Below are 18,569 nucleotides of genomic sequence, written 5' to 3' on the forward strand. Positions count from 1 at the left end.
CGTTCAAATACGCCAGCATCCCGCCACTCCTGAAATCGGCGATGAGCAGAGCTTGACGAGCATATACCGGTGGCATTCAGCGCATTCCACTGGCAACCCGTCCTGAGTACGAAGAAGATGGCGTTCATTGCAGCGCGATTATCAACCCGCTTGCGGTGCGTACCCAGAGGATGGTGAGTTTTATGCTCCGGGATGAGAGGAGCCATTTTCTCCCAGAGTTCATCACTGATTTGCCACTTGTTGCCTGCCATACGTTGCCCTCAGAAATTATCGTTATTCATTATATTATACGATAATTCCTTTTGGGATAGGCTCTAAATCCTTCTTGAAGTTAGAAATTAATTCAGCTAGAGAATCGGCAAGCTTTAAAGCGACCTTGTAGTCATAATCTATGAGAATTACCTGTCCGAAACTACCTTCCTCTGTTGGACTTAAATCAACGCAAATTAAACAAGATGAACAGTCATCCGCAATTGGGATTCTACTTTTGCCGAAGGTATACTCTTTATCTATACCTTTATCGGTATAACTGAGTACGTTTCCATCACCATCATGGCTATAGTTTTCTACAAGGCTTGAGGTCTGTCCGATAGAGAGTAAAGCGACGCCATAAGCAAAATTTGCTTGCTTCTCGGGGTCCTGCCCTTTAGATGTTTTGTACAGTTCAACTAAATCTTGTGGTAGCTCTCTACCCACATTACAGCGAAGCAAATTTATTTCTTCTTCCGACGCTGGCTCTAAGAACGCATCAGCAACTAGTGGTGCTTTATTAAGTATTTCTTTTCTTACTTGCTCGAACATTAATTTTCCCTCGTTTTCATTGTAATCTTCGGGTTTGAAAGAATAAGCTTCAAAATCGAAGCGATGGTATTAATCTATTTCTTCTGCACTGCTCCAACTCAAATACCAGAAGTCTTAGTTAGAATGAGTACTAGTTATGCGGAACATAGGAAACTCGTATTACCCCTATTAATTAGAGGTAATGCGAAATGCGGTTAACTTGAGCGAGTATGAGCAAAGAAAGAGCCGTTTCCTAACTTCTAAATTTCTCTGTTTCATGGGCATATTTGGGTCGGAGAGTTTTGACTGCTCATCACCGTGTTGCGCGCATTAGTGTAAAACTGGTAGATTAGAATTTTAATAAAATAAATGTTACATCTCTAGATTTTGAACGAATAACCCTTCACGATTCTTATACTTGTTAACGGCTCTTATATCAGTAGAAACGTAATCACCACCTTTATTATCAACTTGTCTAATCTCGTATCCTCCGCAATGAACAGAAATATTCGCTTCTATTGAATGCTCATTTTTTGTTTCACCATTTACTTTCTTTGCTGACGAAACCCATTGGAAGCAAAACCTATCTTGATTATCTAAATATTCCGTAAGAGCAACTGATGTCCCTTTATCCACTTCGAAATAATCAATTGATAATATCTTGGATATGCCAGGATATTGGTAAGATGGGTTCTCTACTGTTGGTTCACTTAGTTCGGTTTGATTAGCACAGCCAGCAATAACTGATAATGTCGATGCCATAAGTAGTATTTTCTTCATTTTTGTTCCTTGTAGATGATAAAATTAGCCCCACGATCTATTAACGCTTTCGATAGTGGGGTTGTGTATGTTTATCTAATTGTTTACGTTTTGAAGGTCACGATAATCAACAGACTCATCAGCACTTGAGATGCTTGCTGCCTCACCGAACATTGCTATGTAAGCACTTGGGAAAGTCAAAGCGGCCCCTGCTATACCACAGATTAGAACGAATTTTCCTACGCCCTTACTTTGTGGTGAGCTTTCTCGGCTATTCCATGCCCAGGTTGCAAGGCTAATGACAATCATTGCAATACCAATCCATAAGCCTATGGTATATGTAGCACTACCACCTGCAGCTGAAATTGCATCCACGTTTTTTGCAGCTTGCTCTAGCTTTGTTTCATTGGCTGCCATCGTAGTTACAGAGGTTAGTGCTAGAGCGATACCCAGGGCACCGGACCATTTCGTTAGTTTATTCATAGTTACTCCGTGCTATCTCCTTCATCGAAGATATAAGTTGTGTTAGAAGAGAGGTTTGCCCGACCAGATGAGTCGAGTGTTATTGGGTCCACTGTGTCACTAAAGGTAAATACCTCACCCACTAGATCTAAACCACCGTGGAAAGTTAATAATGCGCCAGCTATTGAGAAGGATATTGGCCATAGAACAGAAACATCATTATCCGCTTTGTTTGCTTTGTACCAACCGATGAAACCAAACACGACAAGACCGAGGCCAAGTACTGCTCTCAAATTCCAGAGAACTGCAATCCAAAGTCGAACATGTTTAATTACATTTATTCCGCCATCTGCAATGGTGGAGTTATGCGTTTCTGAAGCGAATGAACTACTGGATAATGTGTAAACAAACATCCAATACCACTTTTTCATCGAAGCGCTCCAATACAGTAAGTATCTGAACAGATTGTTCCGTCAGCCGAGATTTCTCTAACAGTTCCAATGAAGTCGTAGTATTTTCCTTTTTCTACGGAAATAGTTCTTTCGCCAGAGGTCTTGGTAAGATTTACGACTAGCGCACTGTTTAGGTCCTGCGACTTAGTGATCATTGCGTAGTCAGGAAGAAGAATTCGCCCATCCTTGTATGTTACTCCCGTACTTGGAACTACCATTTTTGGCGCTTCTATTGGCTGTACTACAGTCGAGCTAGATGCTATTGCCATCGTTGGCTGTACTACTTTGCTATTTACTTCTGTATTTTTACCAATATGTTGGGTGGTAGTCTTAGCAACCTGTACTGCCGTTGGCTTTGTAATCGATTCTTTAGCAGGTTTTACAACTTTCTTTTTAGACTGCTGAGAGCGTCGAAGGTTGGCTAGTTCAGTCGGCGTGTACTCCTGGCGTTCTTTATCAATAAAGTATTTGCTGCCAATAAGTAAAACTCCGTCTTCTCCCTCACCTTTAATGTTGGTGACTTTATGGTTGCCAATTTTTGATTTGAACGGCTCACTTTTGTAAAGAGTGATGTAATGTGGAGAGTTATCGGATCTATCTGGTGCACGTACAGCAAAAACCCCCTCAGCAATCTCATCCACAACGTTGAATTCTTTTAAGCGTTTACGCTCACTACTTCGCGCTGCTTTCGTATGTCCGTTTGAAAGGCTATTGTTTAATTTAGCAAACTCGCCTTCAAATGAATTTACATCGCTTTCCAATTTATCCAATCTATTGGTTAAACTAACGTTAAAAGTTTCTTGAGCAGAATTAAATTGATGATATGGCTTCAATCTCATTGTAATTGAGTCATCAATTTGTTGCTGTAAGGTCGAACTGATCGTCTGTGTAATATTCTGTGACGCAGCTTTCGAGGTTGACTTCACAATCTCACTTTTTTGCTTACCAAATTCATCCTTTACTTTGCTAGGAATGTCTATTTTAGTAATGATTGATTGAGCGATTTCTTGTCTTTGTAATTCAGTGATAGCACCAAACTCTTCAGACTTAGTAATCACATCTATTTCAGTCTTAATGAGTTCAGGCAATGATTGCCTGAGAGCGGTGATCTCACGCTCAAGATTTCTCTCTAGCTTTTGTATTTCTTCTACTTTGGAAGGGCCTCCAAAATCTGGTATCAAACCCATTTTATGTGCAGCTAAACTAGCACCACCAACAAGCAAAGTAGCTCCTACGACATAAACGAGTAACTTTACTTTTGGCTTTGCTGAGCTGCTTTGGCTTTTATTCGCTTTGCCAGCATTTGCGTCTTGAGCTTCGTTATCGCTCATGATGATCGCTCCTTGTTTTTAATTGAATAATGTATTATATAAAAGATCTAAATTAATTCCATAAACGAGTTTTGTTGTCACTCGGGATTGATACATTTTGCCCAATATTCGATTTGCGAATTTCAGAGCTTAGGTCAGTTTCTTCGGAATTAACTTCTGTTAGTCTATTTTGCTCCGCCATCATCTTGAGAAGATCGCTCTGATTCGGAGTTTGAATTTCATCCGTTTCTTGTACTTGATTCTCAAACAATAAGTACATAGTTTGACCTTTCGGTATCTCTACCTGAACAGGTCTTCTCGCATTATCGTATAGGATAGGTAAAAAGCCTTGTGCAGCTTTGGCGATACTATAAACAATTCTGTCTCTCGTATTATCAATCGCACCTGTCGAAGTTGTTGTTTCCCCATTTGATGTTGTCACTGTCGTATCAATGAGTGAATCCAAAAAACCTGTCATAAACAAACCAGCAAACATGCCACCAAACCTCTGGATGTAATGGTGGTCTACTTCACCTTCTATAAGCGCCTTTTCAGTTTCAGCAGATAATACCCAAGCTTTTACAGGGATTTGTTTCCCATCTCTAATAACAGACGTTACAGTTAAGGCAACACCTGGAGCTTGTTCTATAAGCTCCATTTCACCGAACGCAATACTACCTTCTGCTTTTCCGGTTAATAAACGAATTCTGATTGGGCCAGGAATGTCTGAGTCGATAGGCAAGGTGGTACGGGCATAAACCAACTCACCTGCATCAAATACTATAGACTCTTGGTCTACTTCAACTGGTGGCTGTCTATATTTTTCATTAGAGGTTTCTTTTTCATTGTCCGTATACCCAACTGTGTTTTCTTTCTTATAATAATTAGGATGAATCCCCATTTGAGTCTGACCTCCATCAGAACGATACAATGCTGAGGCCACTTCTTGTTCTGCATCACTCGGGTCAAAAACGAACTGTGATGTTTTACTATAAATGTCAGCCTTCTTACTATAAGTGATTTTGTACTTTTCGCCTGTATCTGGTGCGTAAGGGAGACCTGAAAATAATGCTTGTGCACCTTCTGATATCTTTTTTTGTCGCTCAGCTTCTAATTGTATCAACCGCTGTCGCTCAGCATCGGCTTTGTCGTTTCGATTCTTTATTTCTTGAGCCTTTAAACTCATTTTAGTCGTTGCTAGTTCGTTTCGGAGATCTTCTAGCTGGCTTGAAGTTTCTATATCTTGTTTAGGCAACGGTAATTTTACGTCTCTACCTGCACTATTCTCTTCTGTATCTGAATTTGTCTTTTTAGACTCAGCATCTTTGCCAGACTTAACTTCTTGCCCCAGGGGATCAACCTCCTGCGACTTAGGCTTGTCAACTTCGGTTTTTGTATCTGGTCCCGTTGCTGATTCTTGTACGCGAGTTTTACTGATATGGCTCTCGCCATTAGTAGCAGCCTGTTTACGCGCGTTCTTCTCCCTTTCTTCGGTTTCTTTAGCGATAGGTGAATTTTCAGGAACACTGATTGTCCCATCAGTTGAGTTCTTAATCACATCGTCAGTTTTAACGACAGGTCTACCCGCTGTTTTATCACCTTTGCCCGAAAGGTCTTCTGTAACTTGATTGGAAGCCATATAGATTGCGTATCCAATCCCTCCGGCGGCTACTACAAACAAACCTACAACGATTGCTATTTTTTTTAATTTCATCGGTGAGAAGCCTTATAGTTCACTTGTATCCACAAACGCTTTTACTTTCTGTCGACCATCGCTAAACCAATAGAATGAACGGGGGTAAAGCTTGTAAAGGTTGTAATCACCGACACTTCCCTCTCTTACCAAAGAGCTACCTTTGCTTCTTAAAATGGCTGTTGTTCTGATATAAACAAATTCATTATATAAATAGGCTTGGCCATTGATTCCTTGCAATTTAGTTTCTTTGGCACCAGGCACACCTGTTGTCGTACCTGAAAGAAAAGAAAAGAATTCTGGACCAGCTTTATCAAGATCTACACTTGAAGTAGAACGGTATTGTATTGGCTTGGCGTTCGGGCCAATTAGTGGAATGATCACTTGTCTTCGAGAATTGTAGTAATCTGTTTTTTCAGAACTAATCATGAAAGGAATAGTTGTATCTAAACCCTTCAGCTGAAACCAGCCCGAATGAGTTACTCCAGGTAAACGAGCTTCCAAGCTATATGCGTTACCGGGTGTTTTTCCAGCCTCGAAGGCTCCCTGAGCTCCTAGCTTAACATATACAATAGGCCAAGGAGCTCCTGTCTGGTCGAAAAATGAAATAGACCCAGGGAAGCCAGGGTACACCTGCAAAATTAACTCCTGAGGTAGTGAAGGATCGAATTTAATCGTATCAATTAGACTTTCCGGGGGCCTTACTAAAAGTTTATTTTCTGCAATTAGCCTCTGCCTTTCTATTTTACGCATCCTTTCAATAAAAGCAGGGTCGGAGTTCATTTTCTCACTTTTAATGATGTCATTCTTTTTATTCTCAGCCCTCAGTATCTCAAGTCTGTCTCTATTTTGGTAATTACTCTGGAGTTTCGAGTATTCTAGATCTGTTATGTACGTCTGAATTGCATTTTGTTCATACACCTCAAGTTCACGCATGTTAATCAATATATTTTCTATACTTCCATATTTCTTTAACAATGCATCCGCAATTGCAGCATGACTAACTTGGTTAGTTTGATTAGCTTGAGAAAACGCCGACAATGACAACACCACCGCACTTACTGTTAAGCGGAAATAGGCTTTCAGAGAGGAGATGTTTCTTGAGTGCATTGGTAATCCTTGAAGTTTAACAAGCGTAAATATATTTCATTTGTGTATTAAAAACAACCCTACTCAGACAAACCTAACGATTGTAGTGTTTTCTCTACAATATCACTGACTTCTTCGTCGCCGAGAGGCTCTGATTGGAGTTCTTCTTTAGGATATTCCAATATGTCCTTGACTTGATTGATCGCCGCCTCTGTGGCTCTTTCAGCATTAGGCTCATCTAAACCAGCTAACAAATTTATATCTATAGTAGTACCAGAGATAGTGCCTTTATTGTTCTCCTGAGCGCTTTCAAGAAATGGATCTGATAGGTTAGATGAAACATATCTACTGTTATAAGCGATATCCAACTCGCCGTATGCATCATTGTCAAAATTAGCAAGGTCTACTTCGGAGGTCTCTTCGTTCGTACCTAAATCTTGAGTGGATAAATATGCTGGTGGCGAAACAACTTCTTCGCTAGTACTGTGCTCAAAGGGACCTTCGGCATAGAAGTTGTTGTACTGCATAATTGAATCAAAATCGTGTTCTTCTTCTGGCCAATCCTCATCACTATAGGTGTTTTCAAAGTCATTAAAATCGAGCTCATCATTAAAGGCTGAAACTTCTTCATTATAAGCCTCCATAGAGCCCATAATCTGTACTTCAGCATCTGTTTGTGCAAGACCAACAAGCTCTTCATCGAATACATCTACTGATGATTCTTCAGGTCGTATTTCTTCGACTTCTTCAATGGCGCTCTCCGTTATCAACGTTGCGTCTTCTTTAATTATCCCTAAACCAATAGCCATCATCATTTGTTTAGAGATGTTTTCAGTGAGGTTTAATGCTCTTACTTCAGTTAGATTATTTTTTAGCTCTAAGAACTCCAACATTTCGACATTGCTATCGATATAATCGTTGGCCTGTTGAACATATTCATTGGATTTTACTAACTGCTGCCTCTTAGCCGTTTCTACCTCATCGTCAGAAGGCTCAAGCACCTGAGCAAAATAGTTCAAACGAGAAGTTTCTACATCTGGGAAGTCGAGTTTTAATGCTCGGAATGGGTATACATCACCACCAAAAATGTATAAGCCTTCTCCAGGTTCAGCACTAGCAAGCATCTTAGCGTTTACAGTATCTTTTTCTTCTACTCGGACATCATCGTTATCATGGACCGCCCCAGCCAAATTATTCTCTATTCTATCCTGACGGGAACCAAATACCTTGCCAGTTCGACCAAGCGCCAACTGTAACGATTCACCATGGTCTTCATTTTTAAGAATGAATTTATTGTTTAAGTTGCCCATTAGTGCTTCATATTCATCCCGGCCGCAAACCTTCTGGAACATTCCGGCTGTCTGAGCTCCAAAAAGAACGTGAAAACCATATGAACGAACCAAGGCAACAATCATGTAAAAACCTTTAACCGCATACATTCCGTACTCATCAAAGAAAAGTCGTACAGGATATCTAGCACTGGAAGGTCTATTGTCTACTGTAGTAATTCGAGAACCTTGTAGCTTATAGCCAGCAGCTCTCATTAAAATAGGCCGTAATCCCTGCAATAGAAGCCTACCCAATGCTGCAACGGAATCTGGGTTTTTGGCAATGGAAGGAAGCAGAACTAATAATACTCGCCCCCCTAAGCATACATCCGTCATATTTACTTCCGAAAGTTTTGTCACGAATATATGCCCCATGGTTTCACTCAAGTCAGCCATGGTTTCACTAATCATCATCACACAATATGTGTGCTGTTCATCTGCTTTACTATTAAGATCAAGGTTGTCTATCTGTTCCTCAGTCATATCAAATATGGCATCACTAATAGAAGGCAAGGTTTTTAAATACTGCTGGAGTGGTTGTCGGTACTTTAAAGGCACATCTTTTCGCGCTGCCTTTTTGAGCATAGTTTTAATGACAAGAAAGTTTCGAACCACTTCGATGTTTAAATCTAAGCCTTCCACATCCCTTTCGTAAGCAAGATACTGATATGCTCCCCCAATCATAGTAGAACTACGACCTTCCCAAAAAGAGCTATCCCCTCCATCCGTTTCACGCCCTAACCCCATGGTTATAGTCTTCATCTGGTCAGGGGTTCCCGCATTTAGAATATTCATGTTATTCGAAATGCGATCGTCGTCGTGCATGTTAGTAGTATCTAAGGAGTCCATGGGAGTCAGAAAATTGAGAACCAACAAATCGTGGAGTCTATCTAATCGTTTCAAGATAGCGAAAATTGTCCAAAACAATTTTATATCCGCCTTACCATCAACTATGACTGCTGATGTTCCTCCTGGCTGGAGAAGTGCTTGAAATAGCAATGTCAGTATAAGTACAGTTTTACCCGAGCCCGTACTGCCCATGACGAGTGTATGTCTTGTTTCCATATCCGGGTTGGATACGAGTAACCTACGTAGAAAAAATTCAAACCCGAATATTAATGTACCGTTTCCTCTTTTACGCTGGGGAATAAGATGGCCAGCTTTAACTGCGTCTTTTAACGACTCCTTTTTTGAAATAAACTGCTCCCACTCCGGCGCGTCAAAAGGATATTCATGCTTCTCTCTTGAGTTTGTAAGCTTCAGACAAATTGCAAATGCAAAAATAAAGTCCCCATTTTGAGGGAACATAAACAAAGCAATCCCGCATGCAGCAATTAATAAAGGAAATGACACATTTACTGCTGACTGTATTCGCATCCACATAGTGCGAGAATCACGATGAAAGAGCTCTGGGTTATTCAGTTCAGGGTTTGTGTTTAGAACCGACTGCTTCTTAAAACTGGCCATACTAATCAACTTCCTTGTACTGCTTCATTAACTCAGGAATATCCTCATAAGGGTCATTGAAGACTTTCTCATCCTTTTCTATATCGACACCTAGTGACTTTAGAATCTGTTTTGCCTCATTCTCTCGGCCATCAGCCTTTTTCTCTATCTCGCTGAGATCAAATAATCTACTAAATTCATCCTCATCCATGTTCAGGAGGTCTTCTCCTTTCTTACCTGCTGTTAATATTCTCTCTGCATTAATGTGAAGGTCTTGCACTGCTCCTAGGACACTTGGAATTGTCATTCGAAATCCGGCTTTTCTTTCCATAAGAAAATGCGAGCGAGTACCACTTGCTTCTAAGAAAGGTGTTTCTCTGCCGATAGACTGCAATACCATTCCTAAATTTCGGTCATGCTTAGTTACCCAAGTAAACTCGTTTCCTGCAATACGGTTTACATCTTTAAAGAGAAGCATCAACGCCCAGATTACAGTAGTAGAATAAGCATGCTTCTTTGTTACCATTGCATAGAGGATTTCTTCGAATGTACGGGTTGTCTTTCCATCCATTTTTTCCTTAAGCTGTGTAAGAACCTTTCTTTCAATACCGTTAAATAAAAGTATTGTGTCTTCGATACTGCCAGCGTAAGGGACGCCATCATTCAATAAAGTTGTTGGACGAAAGCCACCTATTATCGCTCCTCCTCTCTTAAACTTATCCGCTTCATTACCCTGTTTATCTACATATTCAATTGGAATGGTTTTCCCATTATCATCAAACAACCGTGCTAGTTTATCTTCCGAATGTAGTTGTTGCGGTAAAGGACAGAGGAGAAGCCTCTCTAAGCTGATAGTCGCTGTTCGAGAGCAAAACTCTATTGTTGAGTCTTTCGGGTTCTCGCAGTAATAGAAGTAACAAATAGGCCTAAAATTGCTAACAAACCCCGTTTCTTTTTGCATTTCTTTGTCACGTTCTATTTCATCTAATGTGACACCCAAAGGAGGATTTGCTGTGAGCATTTCGTAAGGAGATACACCCATAGCGTATCGGTTTTCATAGTCAGAGCGATTTTCGAAATTGTAATCATGTGAATAGTCACAAGGGTTTTCACCCTCTAAACGTTCTTTATATTTAGGAAACATCCAGCCAATGGAATATCCCATCAATTTATCGTAGAAGTTGGGCGGTACTATACGTTTTAAATGAGGATGAACCTTGGAAGCAGCCCGTATCATTGATTCAACGTTGTGTTCTTTTCTGGTTTTAGAGCGTATTGAATATTCTTTACAACCTAAGTAGATCAGAGCTAAAGCGAAGGGCCATTTAAGTATATTTCCGAAAATAGAGTCGTAAGCTCCAATATACTCGGGTGTAATCATCGTATAATGCAATTCTAATATTTGATATAGCCCCTCCTTAAACCCCCATCCTTGAAATCCTGTTAGCCAAGAGGTAGTTACAACCACGAGGTTCTCAAAAGCAAAAAATGTAAACATCTGAGCTATCTTTAGCATTCTCCACACAAAAGCAAGTATGTGGAAAAAGTGCGCGTAAACCCCGTAACCCATACCTATTGCTAATGCTAGAGCTAGGGCGACTGAAGCATTCAACTCTGATTCTTTTTCTGGCGTACGCTGACTCATAACTTAGGAATCCTTAAAAATTATGTTTGTGTCATCAATACGTCGCTCTTTAAGAATCATTTTTAGAGAATCATACTTTCCTTTGGTCAATGGAATGGGTAACACAAGCCGTGCCCTTAGACCTTTTCGATGAAGTATAAAGTTTACGGTTATGACGAAGTAGTAATAGAGGAAGACAACACATCCGAAAGTCGTTAAAACTTTTGCCGAAAAGTTCTTGTCGGAAGCTGTTAACGATTGCATAGCTTGAGTTATTTCGAAGGTTAAGACGATACTGATCACACAAAATATGACCGAAGCTCCGACAATCGCTTGCCCTACTAAATGTGACTTAAGTACTGGATGTATCGTTCTGAACTGTTTCCACATTCCGATATATGTGACGAATAAACTAAGTACCGGAGCAAGAAGAGAAACTCCACCTGAAACAGGCATTAAGAGTAATGAAAGATACTGTAGAAATATTAAAGTTAACATTTTTGCACCGTTGCTTTTAATCCATTTAAGGCATATATTTTTCACATCATAGCAAATTTATCAACGGATGGAATGGTTTTAGCTAAACGAAAACAACCAAATCTAACATCTCGGTCAACCCTCAAAATCAAATCAACCAAACAACCAAACAACCAAACAACCAAAAATATGGCATTGCTTTTCATCCGTAAAAGACATATATTTTTGTGATTATAAAATATGTCATAGGTAGTAGTAGTTTGGAGTCACTGTTAGGAAGCAACGTCATTTTGTTTTCTCAAAAAGAAAAAGAAACTTTATGCATTATCTCGAATGTCGAATATGGACGCCGTGTTGCTGAGTTACAACTATCTTCGGCTGATAGCTACAAACCTGTTTTGAGTATTCTTGTCTCTATTGTCGATAGTAACCATCCAGAGTTGGACACCCTCGATCGCTGCTTCCTTGTTAACTCATCAATCTCTACAGATTCCATTGAATTAACAGAGCTTTTAGAAAAGTTTAAAAGCTCAACCCAGTCATACCAACAAACGATAGAGATTGATGGTGTTGAATTTTCCTATCTGCGCAAGGAAATAGAAAGGTTACAACTAATAGGATAAATGTAATGGAAAACGAAGAGTCTGTTGGCTTTAAATCAGTTACCCAATCTGCCGAGTTAATTATCCATGCAGGGTCTTCTCCCATCCCAGGAGAAGTCAGAAGCCGCCTAGAAAAGATACCAAGTATAAAGCCAAGACCAGCGCGCAGAATAATGGGTGTGAAATTGGCTGAATTGGGTGTCAATAGAAACCCTTATGTTGCAAATAGAGCAACTAAGGCTTTACTTGCACTGACTTCAATTACGTGGGGCCTCACCCTGCTTTTATTGACTGGTTCGCTGGTTAATTTTTACCTGCTTGAAAGAATAAATATCAGCGCTACCTCCCATGACGCAAGGATTGAGCCTACTGGCAAGCCTGTACGCATCGGTAACTTGGATTAGAGGAAGGATATGTTTCGCTCATCCGTAATTAAGAATCATCGAGGGCTCCTATCTGGTTTCGTAGTGCTGGTGGTCATTATCTATTTCTTAGAGTTTGCACTAAACACTCTTACAACAAATAAATCTGGTTACTACAAGATCCCCACTTACAACGATAAGGGCATTACCCGAATAGTTCCTCAGGTCCCATTAAGTGACCGTCTTTTTTCTGACTCTGAAGTTATGGATTTTGTAACTGAAGCTATGTACAACACACTCTCTCTATCTTTCGATAGTTATGAATTGTCTATGACAGAATCAGCATTACTATTCTTTACTACTTCTGGCTGGAAGTCATTCTCAAGCGCAGTTCAAGAAGCAGAAATTTTATCAACCATTTTCTCTAATAAAGAAATTATTGAGTTTTACCCTACCCGAGCGCCTTTTATGGAATACAGTGGCACAGTTGACGGGAAAATTGATGGAAGATTCACAAAAGATGCCTACTGGGTATGGCGAGTTAAAGTTCAGGGCAAGATTATGAAAAAATCTTTGAAGGTTAAAGACGCAACTGAAACTGAGCTCGAGGCTATTCAGAATCAAAGGCACCAGGCCGCTAATGTAACTTTCTGGCTTGATTTACAACGTGTGCCAAAGGGTAAGGGGGCAAGTGCAGTTAAGATCATAAGTTCTTCTAATTGGGATGTTGATTGGTTATGAATATTCCACGACTTATTCGCATACTTAAATTCGACTGGCCATTTGTGCTTGCTATCGTTTTATCTGTTTTAGCTATTTTTAAACTTTCCGAATTCAATGAAGAACTATTAGGGAACCCGGATAGAGTTTTTCTTTATTCTGATGGTAATGGTGGTTACACAAGGGCCTTTGTATCACGTGACCCACGCTATACAGACGAGAAGGTTGTCAGGTTTCTTCGTCGTATGGTGAGCTCATGCTATACCGTCGATTATAAAACCGCTCAACACCTAATGAACGGTGAACGCGATAACGATTATGCCAACTGTATTGAAAAGCACTTTGCGCCAATAGCCGCCACATCACTGTTCAATGTTTATCCTACTGACCCTATGATTGAGGCGATTCTTATGTCAGAAGGTAAGGCTAACGTTGTTGTTCCTTACGATCCTATCGTTACCTTAAAGAACAAACCTGGTAAGCCTTTAGTTTGGGTAGTTGAGGTTCCGATAATGGTAACAGTCCAATCGGTATCAGGAGACCAAACAACCTCATTCATTGCTCACTACACAGTTCTACCTGAACCTAGAGCGGATAACGCAAGTTCATTACTCATCGACAGGGTGGTTTTTAGATGAACGTTAAAGACCTATTCAATTTTATTAGTACAGCTTTGGGGAAGACTCCGTTAACAGGAAGACAAAGTTCGAAGTCTACTGAGGATAGCTTTGTTAAAGGGGATACCTTTAGTTGCCAATCAATACCCTCCAGCGAGGTTAACCGTAACCACGATGCCGTGTTTGAAACAGATAAACGTCATAATTTAATCTATGACAATTTTAAGTCTGTCCAGCGATCTCCATACTACGCTCTGGTTTTATTTTTCTTAGCTATTGTTGCATTTTTATACGCCTTGAACCTGTTCATAGATACCACAAAGATTACTTCAACAAACTACTTTATTGCATCAACGACAAGTGATACTGCTGTATACCCAATACCCACAGATAAGCATATCTTGCCGACTAAGGACCAAGAAAGAAACCCTGGCGAAACTTACTCTGAAGAAGAGTCAGAAGTATTAGTTCGTGAATATCTAGTTGATAGCCTTAAAGACTGTTTTTCAATGAACTACTTAAATGCAGCAACAGTACTGTCTAGGTGCAAGTCCAACCATTTGGACTCTGAAACAGACACCCAAGACATATTTATTGAGCTTCTAAGAGCAAGTAACTATATAAATATAATGAAGAAATACCAGACTTCTGCATTACTCCACGTAGACACAAGCTCTATTAAACTTTTGAACAAAGCAATAGCTCAGCGTGAAGCCGTACCTGGCAGCGGCGTTATGCGTAGCCGCGCTGTCTGGATTTACCAACTTAAGATGCATTATACGATGGAGAAAGTTTCTGTCTCTTCTCCCACCTTGTGGCAAGTTGAGATGATCAGAGAATCTGCTTTCAACAAAGAGTTCCCTGTTTCTATCTTCAAAATACGCGATATCGAGTGAGTGAACATGAAAAGTCAAAATAAAGAGCTTCAAGTTAACCCGAGAAACTTTCAACCGTCTTTGTTGCAAAAAAATTTACATAAATCACGCAAAGGAAAGTCAAAAACTAAAAAAGCGTTGGCAAAAGCTCCAAACTACTATAGAGACCTTTTTCAGCCAATTGAAGGGGTCTTTAGCCGACCTTCATTTGGCGAGTTTCAATTCACTTACTGTGGATACATGATAGCTAACCAGCGTGAGGGTGTTCTCAATATCTATGTACCACAAGAAACAGACTCCCCATTACTAGAGTCACTCGAATCATACGGGTTTTATCTATGTAAAAAGTACCCTATTTCTGTACCCAATAGCTCTAGATCCTCAAGACTTCTTATGAAGCGCTATCTTTCAGAAAAAGTATCAGATCAGCAAGCTGTGGAGACAATAATGCAGTTAAAGATCATGCTAAATGCAGCAATAAAAAAACAACAACAAAGTGAGGATTTAGATATATCGGCAATGCCTAGCCTCAGTCCTACAATATTTAAGTCACTAAAAGATATCGGTATAAATAAGCAATCAGAGTTAAGGAAGGCAGACTTAAATGTTTTGTTCCATAAGATCAAAAGTGGAAACTCGAAGAGCTATAAAGGGGTACGCTTGTTATTTCAGCTACATTGCTTAAGAGAGGATACTCAAGTTCCTTACTTATCTAACGATACCAAACAACGCTTAGTTGATTCTTATAATTTTTTCGCCAAAATTAGAGGATACGCCCCTCTGACTTATATGTTTTACAGCTAGAAAATAACCTTGCATTAGTTTCTTTCGACATGCAATTAAACCATCAGTTACAAGGTAACCAGTCGCTCATTAGGCCTCTATTTATTAGTTAGTTTCAAACAGCAATAGATGTTGAATGTATGTAATTCTCCACAAAACATATGGTGACGTTAGCTAGGTATCGTTCACCATACTACAAGTGCTGATTCCCTCATTAACCCTATATTTTAAATCCTTCGATTCTAGTTTCCTTTACCTCTACTGTTAGCTTGGGGTGTGGTAACTGTCCTCTAGCCAGCATTTGAATAGGATTTCCTGTTCGTTTTGTAGTGGTTTCTTTATTACTTTTTTCATACGCTACTTTGGGTGATATTGAAGACTCCCAGTAAAGAAGGTCTACTGGAAGAGCGCATAGAAATTGTAGAGGTTTCCGTGTCTTGAACTCACCGTGAACTAAGCGCCTTTGTGCATATGAGTAAATTAGATCCTTTTCTGCACGAGTGGTGGCCACATAGAATAGCCTAAGCTCTTCATGAACATTGTCTTTCTCATTACCTTTGAAGTGTGCTTCTTCTTCGCAGCCAATGACATATACACGCTTAAACTCTAAGCCCTTACTAGCGTGTTCTGTCATTAACTGAACCGCACTAGCCCCTTGCTCACCAGAATCCACCAGCATGTTAAGTTCTTTGATACAATCATGTAAGTGTCCATGAACCTCAGTGAAAGCAAAAAGGCGCTTTGTTAAGGTAATGACGTTTTGCTCTCTTTTATTAACTTCTGAGATTACTTCTGCTGTCATCTCTTGAGTTTTATACTTCTTCTTAGCGTTATCTATAATTTTGGGTTTGAACAGCTCGACCCAGATTTGATGCAAACCTTCCTCTAAGCCAGAAAGTACTTCTCCCCACTTATTTCTCAGTTCAGAATCACTAAGTTCATAGTTATTTATTTTTGCTAAGTCAGTGATTGAACCGCATTCGAACAATGCTTCTTTGATAATTGAGTGGCACTCCAACAAAGAGGCAAATCCAAGCTTTCTATCTTGAGATTTTACAGTTCCATACGTGGTCATGTACTTACAGTATTCAATAACTGTTAGGTTTTTATCAATGAGCTTTTGGCGCATAGTTACGCCCTTAGTTTTAAGGCTTGCTGCATCAATGACACGTGAAGCAGCCATAACATCCTTCTCATTAGCACAGAAACGTAGGAATGCACTCCAGTCCTTTACTTCTTTACTATCAAAGAAATCCTTGTCGCCAACAACTCGGTATTCTACCCCATGCTCAATAAGTTGAGCTTCAATTGGGTCTTTGATTACTTTTGAACGATACAGAATGGCAATTTCTTCTGGTTTTAATTCACCAGATTCGATAGCCTGTTTAATCTCATTGGCTGTCGTAATTGCCTCATCCTTGTCATTGGCAAATTGTCGGGCAATTGGCTTATCACCCTGAATATTTGCCATTGCTATCATATGTCCGTCTGTAACCTTTTGGTCTTCATGCATTAAGTCAGCAATAGCATTGGCCACATTTACAACTTGTTCAGTTGATCGAAAGTTCTCTCCCATCTGAACAATCTTCATGTCTCCGAATTCTTTTTGAGCATTTAGTAACTGACCGACATCTGCAGCCCTGAAAGCATAAATACTTTGTTTTTCATCACCAACCATAGTTAGGTTATTGCCTTGACCAACAATAAGTTTTAACAATAAGCCTTGGACTGGGTTAGCATCCTGATGCTCATCGGCAAGTACTGCTTTAAACTGGTTTTGCAACCAGGTTCTAAAACCTACATCATGTGTGAGAATTTTTACCGCATGGACGAGAATGTGGTCGTAATCAATAGCATTCAGCTCAATCATTCGTCTGTAGTAGACCTTCCAGATACAAACGCAATGGCTTAACAAGGCTTTCTCATCAAAAGTCAGATTTGGGTTGGTTTTGGACTGGTGCTCGAACTCAGACTTAGGACCACGACCATAGGACAAGGATAGCCCCATGAAGTTTTGAACATACTTTGCACCACCGTGCTCTTTTAAGAACTCATAGTCTGAGTTCGATAATGTTTTCTTAGCTGACTCATTTATTAGTGTAAGGGACTCAGTTTCATCCAAGATAACTAAGTCACTCGATGTATAACCGCACTTTACAAAATATGGGTGTTGCTTTTTGATGGCAGGTTTTATGACTTGGTTTAGTGCAAAGGAGTGCCAGTTACAGATAACAGCTTGATAAGCTTTGATACCTATACGTAAGTAAAGACGCTCTAACATTTCCGCAGCAGCTTTCTTGGTAAAGGTTATGGCACAAAGTCGACAGGGTTCCAAGCCTGACTCAATGAATGTCGCGGCCTTCTCCACAATAACGCGAGTCTTACCACTACCTGCCCCCGCATTAATCATGCAAGGTACTCCAGTCGTGTTGACTCCTTCATACTGACTCGCGGTTAATTTCATTCTCATCCCTCCCATTTAAGTGTTTATATATGGTATTTTAATTCAACCTCAAAGTCAACTTTAGTCTATTGTTTTTTGTTGCTAAATGATATATTTCATTTAACGGAGGATTGCGTCTATGTTTGAATTTTTGGGTGTAACAGCAGCTGACGGTCTTGAGCAACTTAAAGAACCGGAAAGGTCTTATTACGAATATGTAATAGAGCATGGCGACACGGGGCTGTACAAAGCCATGCCGTGGAAAAGTAAACGAGATTTACTTCTTACTTACAAAGGTGAGATTGAAGAGTGTACTTTAATCTCTAGCAAGCTAAACAATATACATCCTAAATACATACGTACAATCATGAGAAGCGAGAATGGTTGGCCAGGAGCTGACCAGAAAGCCAAGAACGGTTCTGGTGATTTAGGAATAATACAAGTTAACCCTAAGGTTTGGGATCAAGAGTTTCGTAAGCTTGGTGTGACTATAAACTGGGAAGACGTCAGAGATGATGTATGTGCAAATCTATTTATTGGTGGTGTCATTCTGGCCAGAAGATTAAACGCAACGAATGACATTTTTAAAGGCCTCGCTAACTACCATCGATATGCAACTTCAGACAATAAATATTTTCATTACTCGTACCGCCTGAAAGCAATGAAGCACTTTGCTGATATTGAATCTGAGTATGGTCGTTGGATTTCTCACCGAATACACGCAGTCAATAAACTAGGAGAATAGCC

At 39.9% G+C, this 18,569-nt stretch carries 18 protein-coding genes; 7 read left to right on the forward strand and 11 right to left on the reverse strand.

What is annotated here, in order from left to right; translation table 11 throughout:
- The 10 genes from R7035_RS16020 to R7035_RS16065 form a co-directional block, all read right to left on the reverse strand.
- Nucleotides 1-251: transposase (locus tag R7035_RS16020; protein WP_206937370.1), on the reverse strand; the 251-nt coding region annotated here is incomplete at its 3' end.
- A gap of 34 nt (nt 252-285) precedes the next feature.
- A complete protein-coding gene (locus R7035_RS16025; RefSeq protein WP_203347280.1) occupies nt 286-801 on the reverse strand; it encodes an SMI1/KNR4 family protein in 516 nt (171 codons plus the stop codon).
- 351 nt (nt 802-1,152) lie between these two features.
- Nucleotides 1,153-1,560 (reverse strand): hypothetical protein, encoded by a 408-nt coding sequence (locus tag R7035_RS16030; RefSeq protein ID WP_025767067.1) that lies wholly within the window; start codon nt 1,558-1,560, stop codon nt 1,153-1,155.
- Between the two features lie 75 nt (nt 1,561-1,635).
- Complete coding sequence (locus R7035_RS16035) at nt 1,636-2,022, reverse strand: hypothetical protein (RefSeq protein WP_025634012.1); 387 nt, start codon at nt 2,020-2,022, stop codon at nt 1,636-1,638.
- A gap of 2 nt (nt 2,023-2,024) precedes the next feature.
- A complete protein-coding gene (locus R7035_RS16040; RefSeq protein ID WP_025634011.1) occupies nt 2,025-2,432 on the reverse strand; it encodes a hypothetical protein in 408 nt (135 codons plus the stop codon).
- Nucleotides 2,429-3,784 carry a hypothetical protein gene (locus tag R7035_RS16045; RefSeq protein ID WP_025767068.1) on the reverse strand — a complete coding sequence of 452 codons (1,356 nt, stop codon included), beginning with the start codon at nt 3,782-3,784 and terminating at the stop codon, nt 2,429-2,431. Before R7035_RS16045 ends, R7035_RS16040 begins: the two co-directional genes overlap by 4 nt.
- Nucleotides 3,785-3,836: 52 nt before the next feature.
- A complete protein-coding gene (locus tag R7035_RS16050; RefSeq protein WP_203347292.1) occupies nt 3,837-5,477 on the reverse strand; it encodes a DotG/IcmE/VirB10 family protein in 1,641 nt (546 codons plus the stop codon).
- A 12-nt stretch (nt 5,478-5,489) separates the two neighbouring features.
- Entirely contained in the window at nt 5,490-6,566 is a 1,077-nt protein-coding gene (locus tag R7035_RS16055) for a DotH/IcmK family type IV secretion protein (RefSeq protein ID WP_025634007.1), read from the reverse strand.
- Between the two features lie 59 nt (nt 6,567-6,625).
- On the reverse strand, nt 6,626-9,340 hold the full coding sequence (locus R7035_RS16060; protein ID WP_025634006.1) for a type IV secretion system DNA-binding domain-containing protein: 2,715 nt from the start codon (nt 9,338-9,340) through the stop codon (nt 6,626-6,628).
- A 1-nt stretch (nt 9,341) separates the two neighbouring features.
- Nucleotides 9,342-10,964, reverse strand: coding sequence for a hypothetical protein (locus R7035_RS16065; protein WP_025634005.1), 1,623 nt, complete (start codon nt 10,962-10,964; stop codon nt 9,342-9,344).
- A gap of 716 nt (nt 10,965-11,680) precedes the next feature.
- Here R7035_RS16065 and R7035_RS16070 point away from each other — a divergent pair.
- Genes R7035_RS16070 through R7035_RS16095 form a run of 6 tightly spaced genes read left to right on the forward strand, consistent with a single transcriptional unit; the run spans nt 11,681 to nt 15,400 of the window.
- Nucleotides 11,681-12,043 (forward strand): hypothetical protein, encoded by a 363-nt coding sequence (locus tag R7035_RS16070; protein ID WP_025634000.1) that lies wholly within the window; start codon nt 11,681-11,683, stop codon nt 12,041-12,043.
- Between the two features lie 5 nt (nt 12,044-12,048).
- On the forward strand, nt 12,049-12,426 hold the full coding sequence (locus tag R7035_RS16075) for a hypothetical protein (RefSeq protein WP_025633999.1): 378 nt from the start codon (nt 12,049-12,051) through the stop codon (nt 12,424-12,426).
- Between the two features lie 9 nt (nt 12,427-12,435).
- Nucleotides 12,436-13,125, forward strand: coding sequence for a DotI/IcmL family type IV secretion protein (locus R7035_RS16080; RefSeq protein ID WP_025633997.1), 690 nt, complete (start codon nt 12,436-12,438; stop codon nt 13,123-13,125).
- Nucleotides 13,122-13,742, forward strand: a complete 621-nt coding sequence (locus R7035_RS16085) for a DotI/IcmL/TraM family protein (RefSeq protein ID WP_025633995.1) — start codon at nt 13,122-13,124, stop codon at nt 13,740-13,742. The genes R7035_RS16080 and R7035_RS16085 overlap by 4 nt, the downstream gene beginning before the upstream one ends.
- Complete coding sequence (locus R7035_RS16090) at nt 13,739-14,617, forward strand: hypothetical protein (protein WP_025633994.1); 879 nt, start codon at nt 13,739-13,741, stop codon at nt 14,615-14,617. Before R7035_RS16085 ends, R7035_RS16090 begins: the two co-directional genes overlap by 4 nt.
- 6 nt (nt 14,618-14,623) lie before the next feature.
- A complete protein-coding gene (locus R7035_RS16095; RefSeq protein WP_025633992.1) occupies nt 14,624-15,400 on the forward strand; it encodes a TfoX/Sxy family DNA transformation protein in 777 nt (258 codons plus the stop codon).
- A gap of 199 nt (nt 15,401-15,599) precedes the next feature.
- Here the strand turns inward: R7035_RS16095 and R7035_RS16100 are convergent, their stop codons facing one another.
- A complete protein-coding gene (locus tag R7035_RS16100; protein ID WP_025633991.1) occupies nt 15,600-17,843 on the reverse strand; it encodes an ATP-dependent helicase in 2,244 nt (747 codons plus the stop codon).
- Nucleotides 17,844-17,961: 118 nt separating this feature from the next.
- On the opposite strand from R7035_RS16100, the gene R7035_RS16105 reads away from it, so the two are divergent.
- Nucleotides 17,962-18,567, forward strand: a complete 606-nt coding sequence (locus R7035_RS16105; protein ID WP_025633990.1) for a transglycosylase SLT domain-containing protein — start codon at nt 17,962-17,964, stop codon at nt 18,565-18,567.
- Nucleotides 18,568-18,569 lie beyond the last annotated feature (2 nt).

This window comes from Vibrio sp. 1731, from assembly GCF_033339955.1.
Classification (GTDB): domain Bacteria; phylum Pseudomonadota; class Gammaproteobacteria; order Enterobacterales; family Vibrionaceae; genus Vibrio; species Vibrio alginolyticus.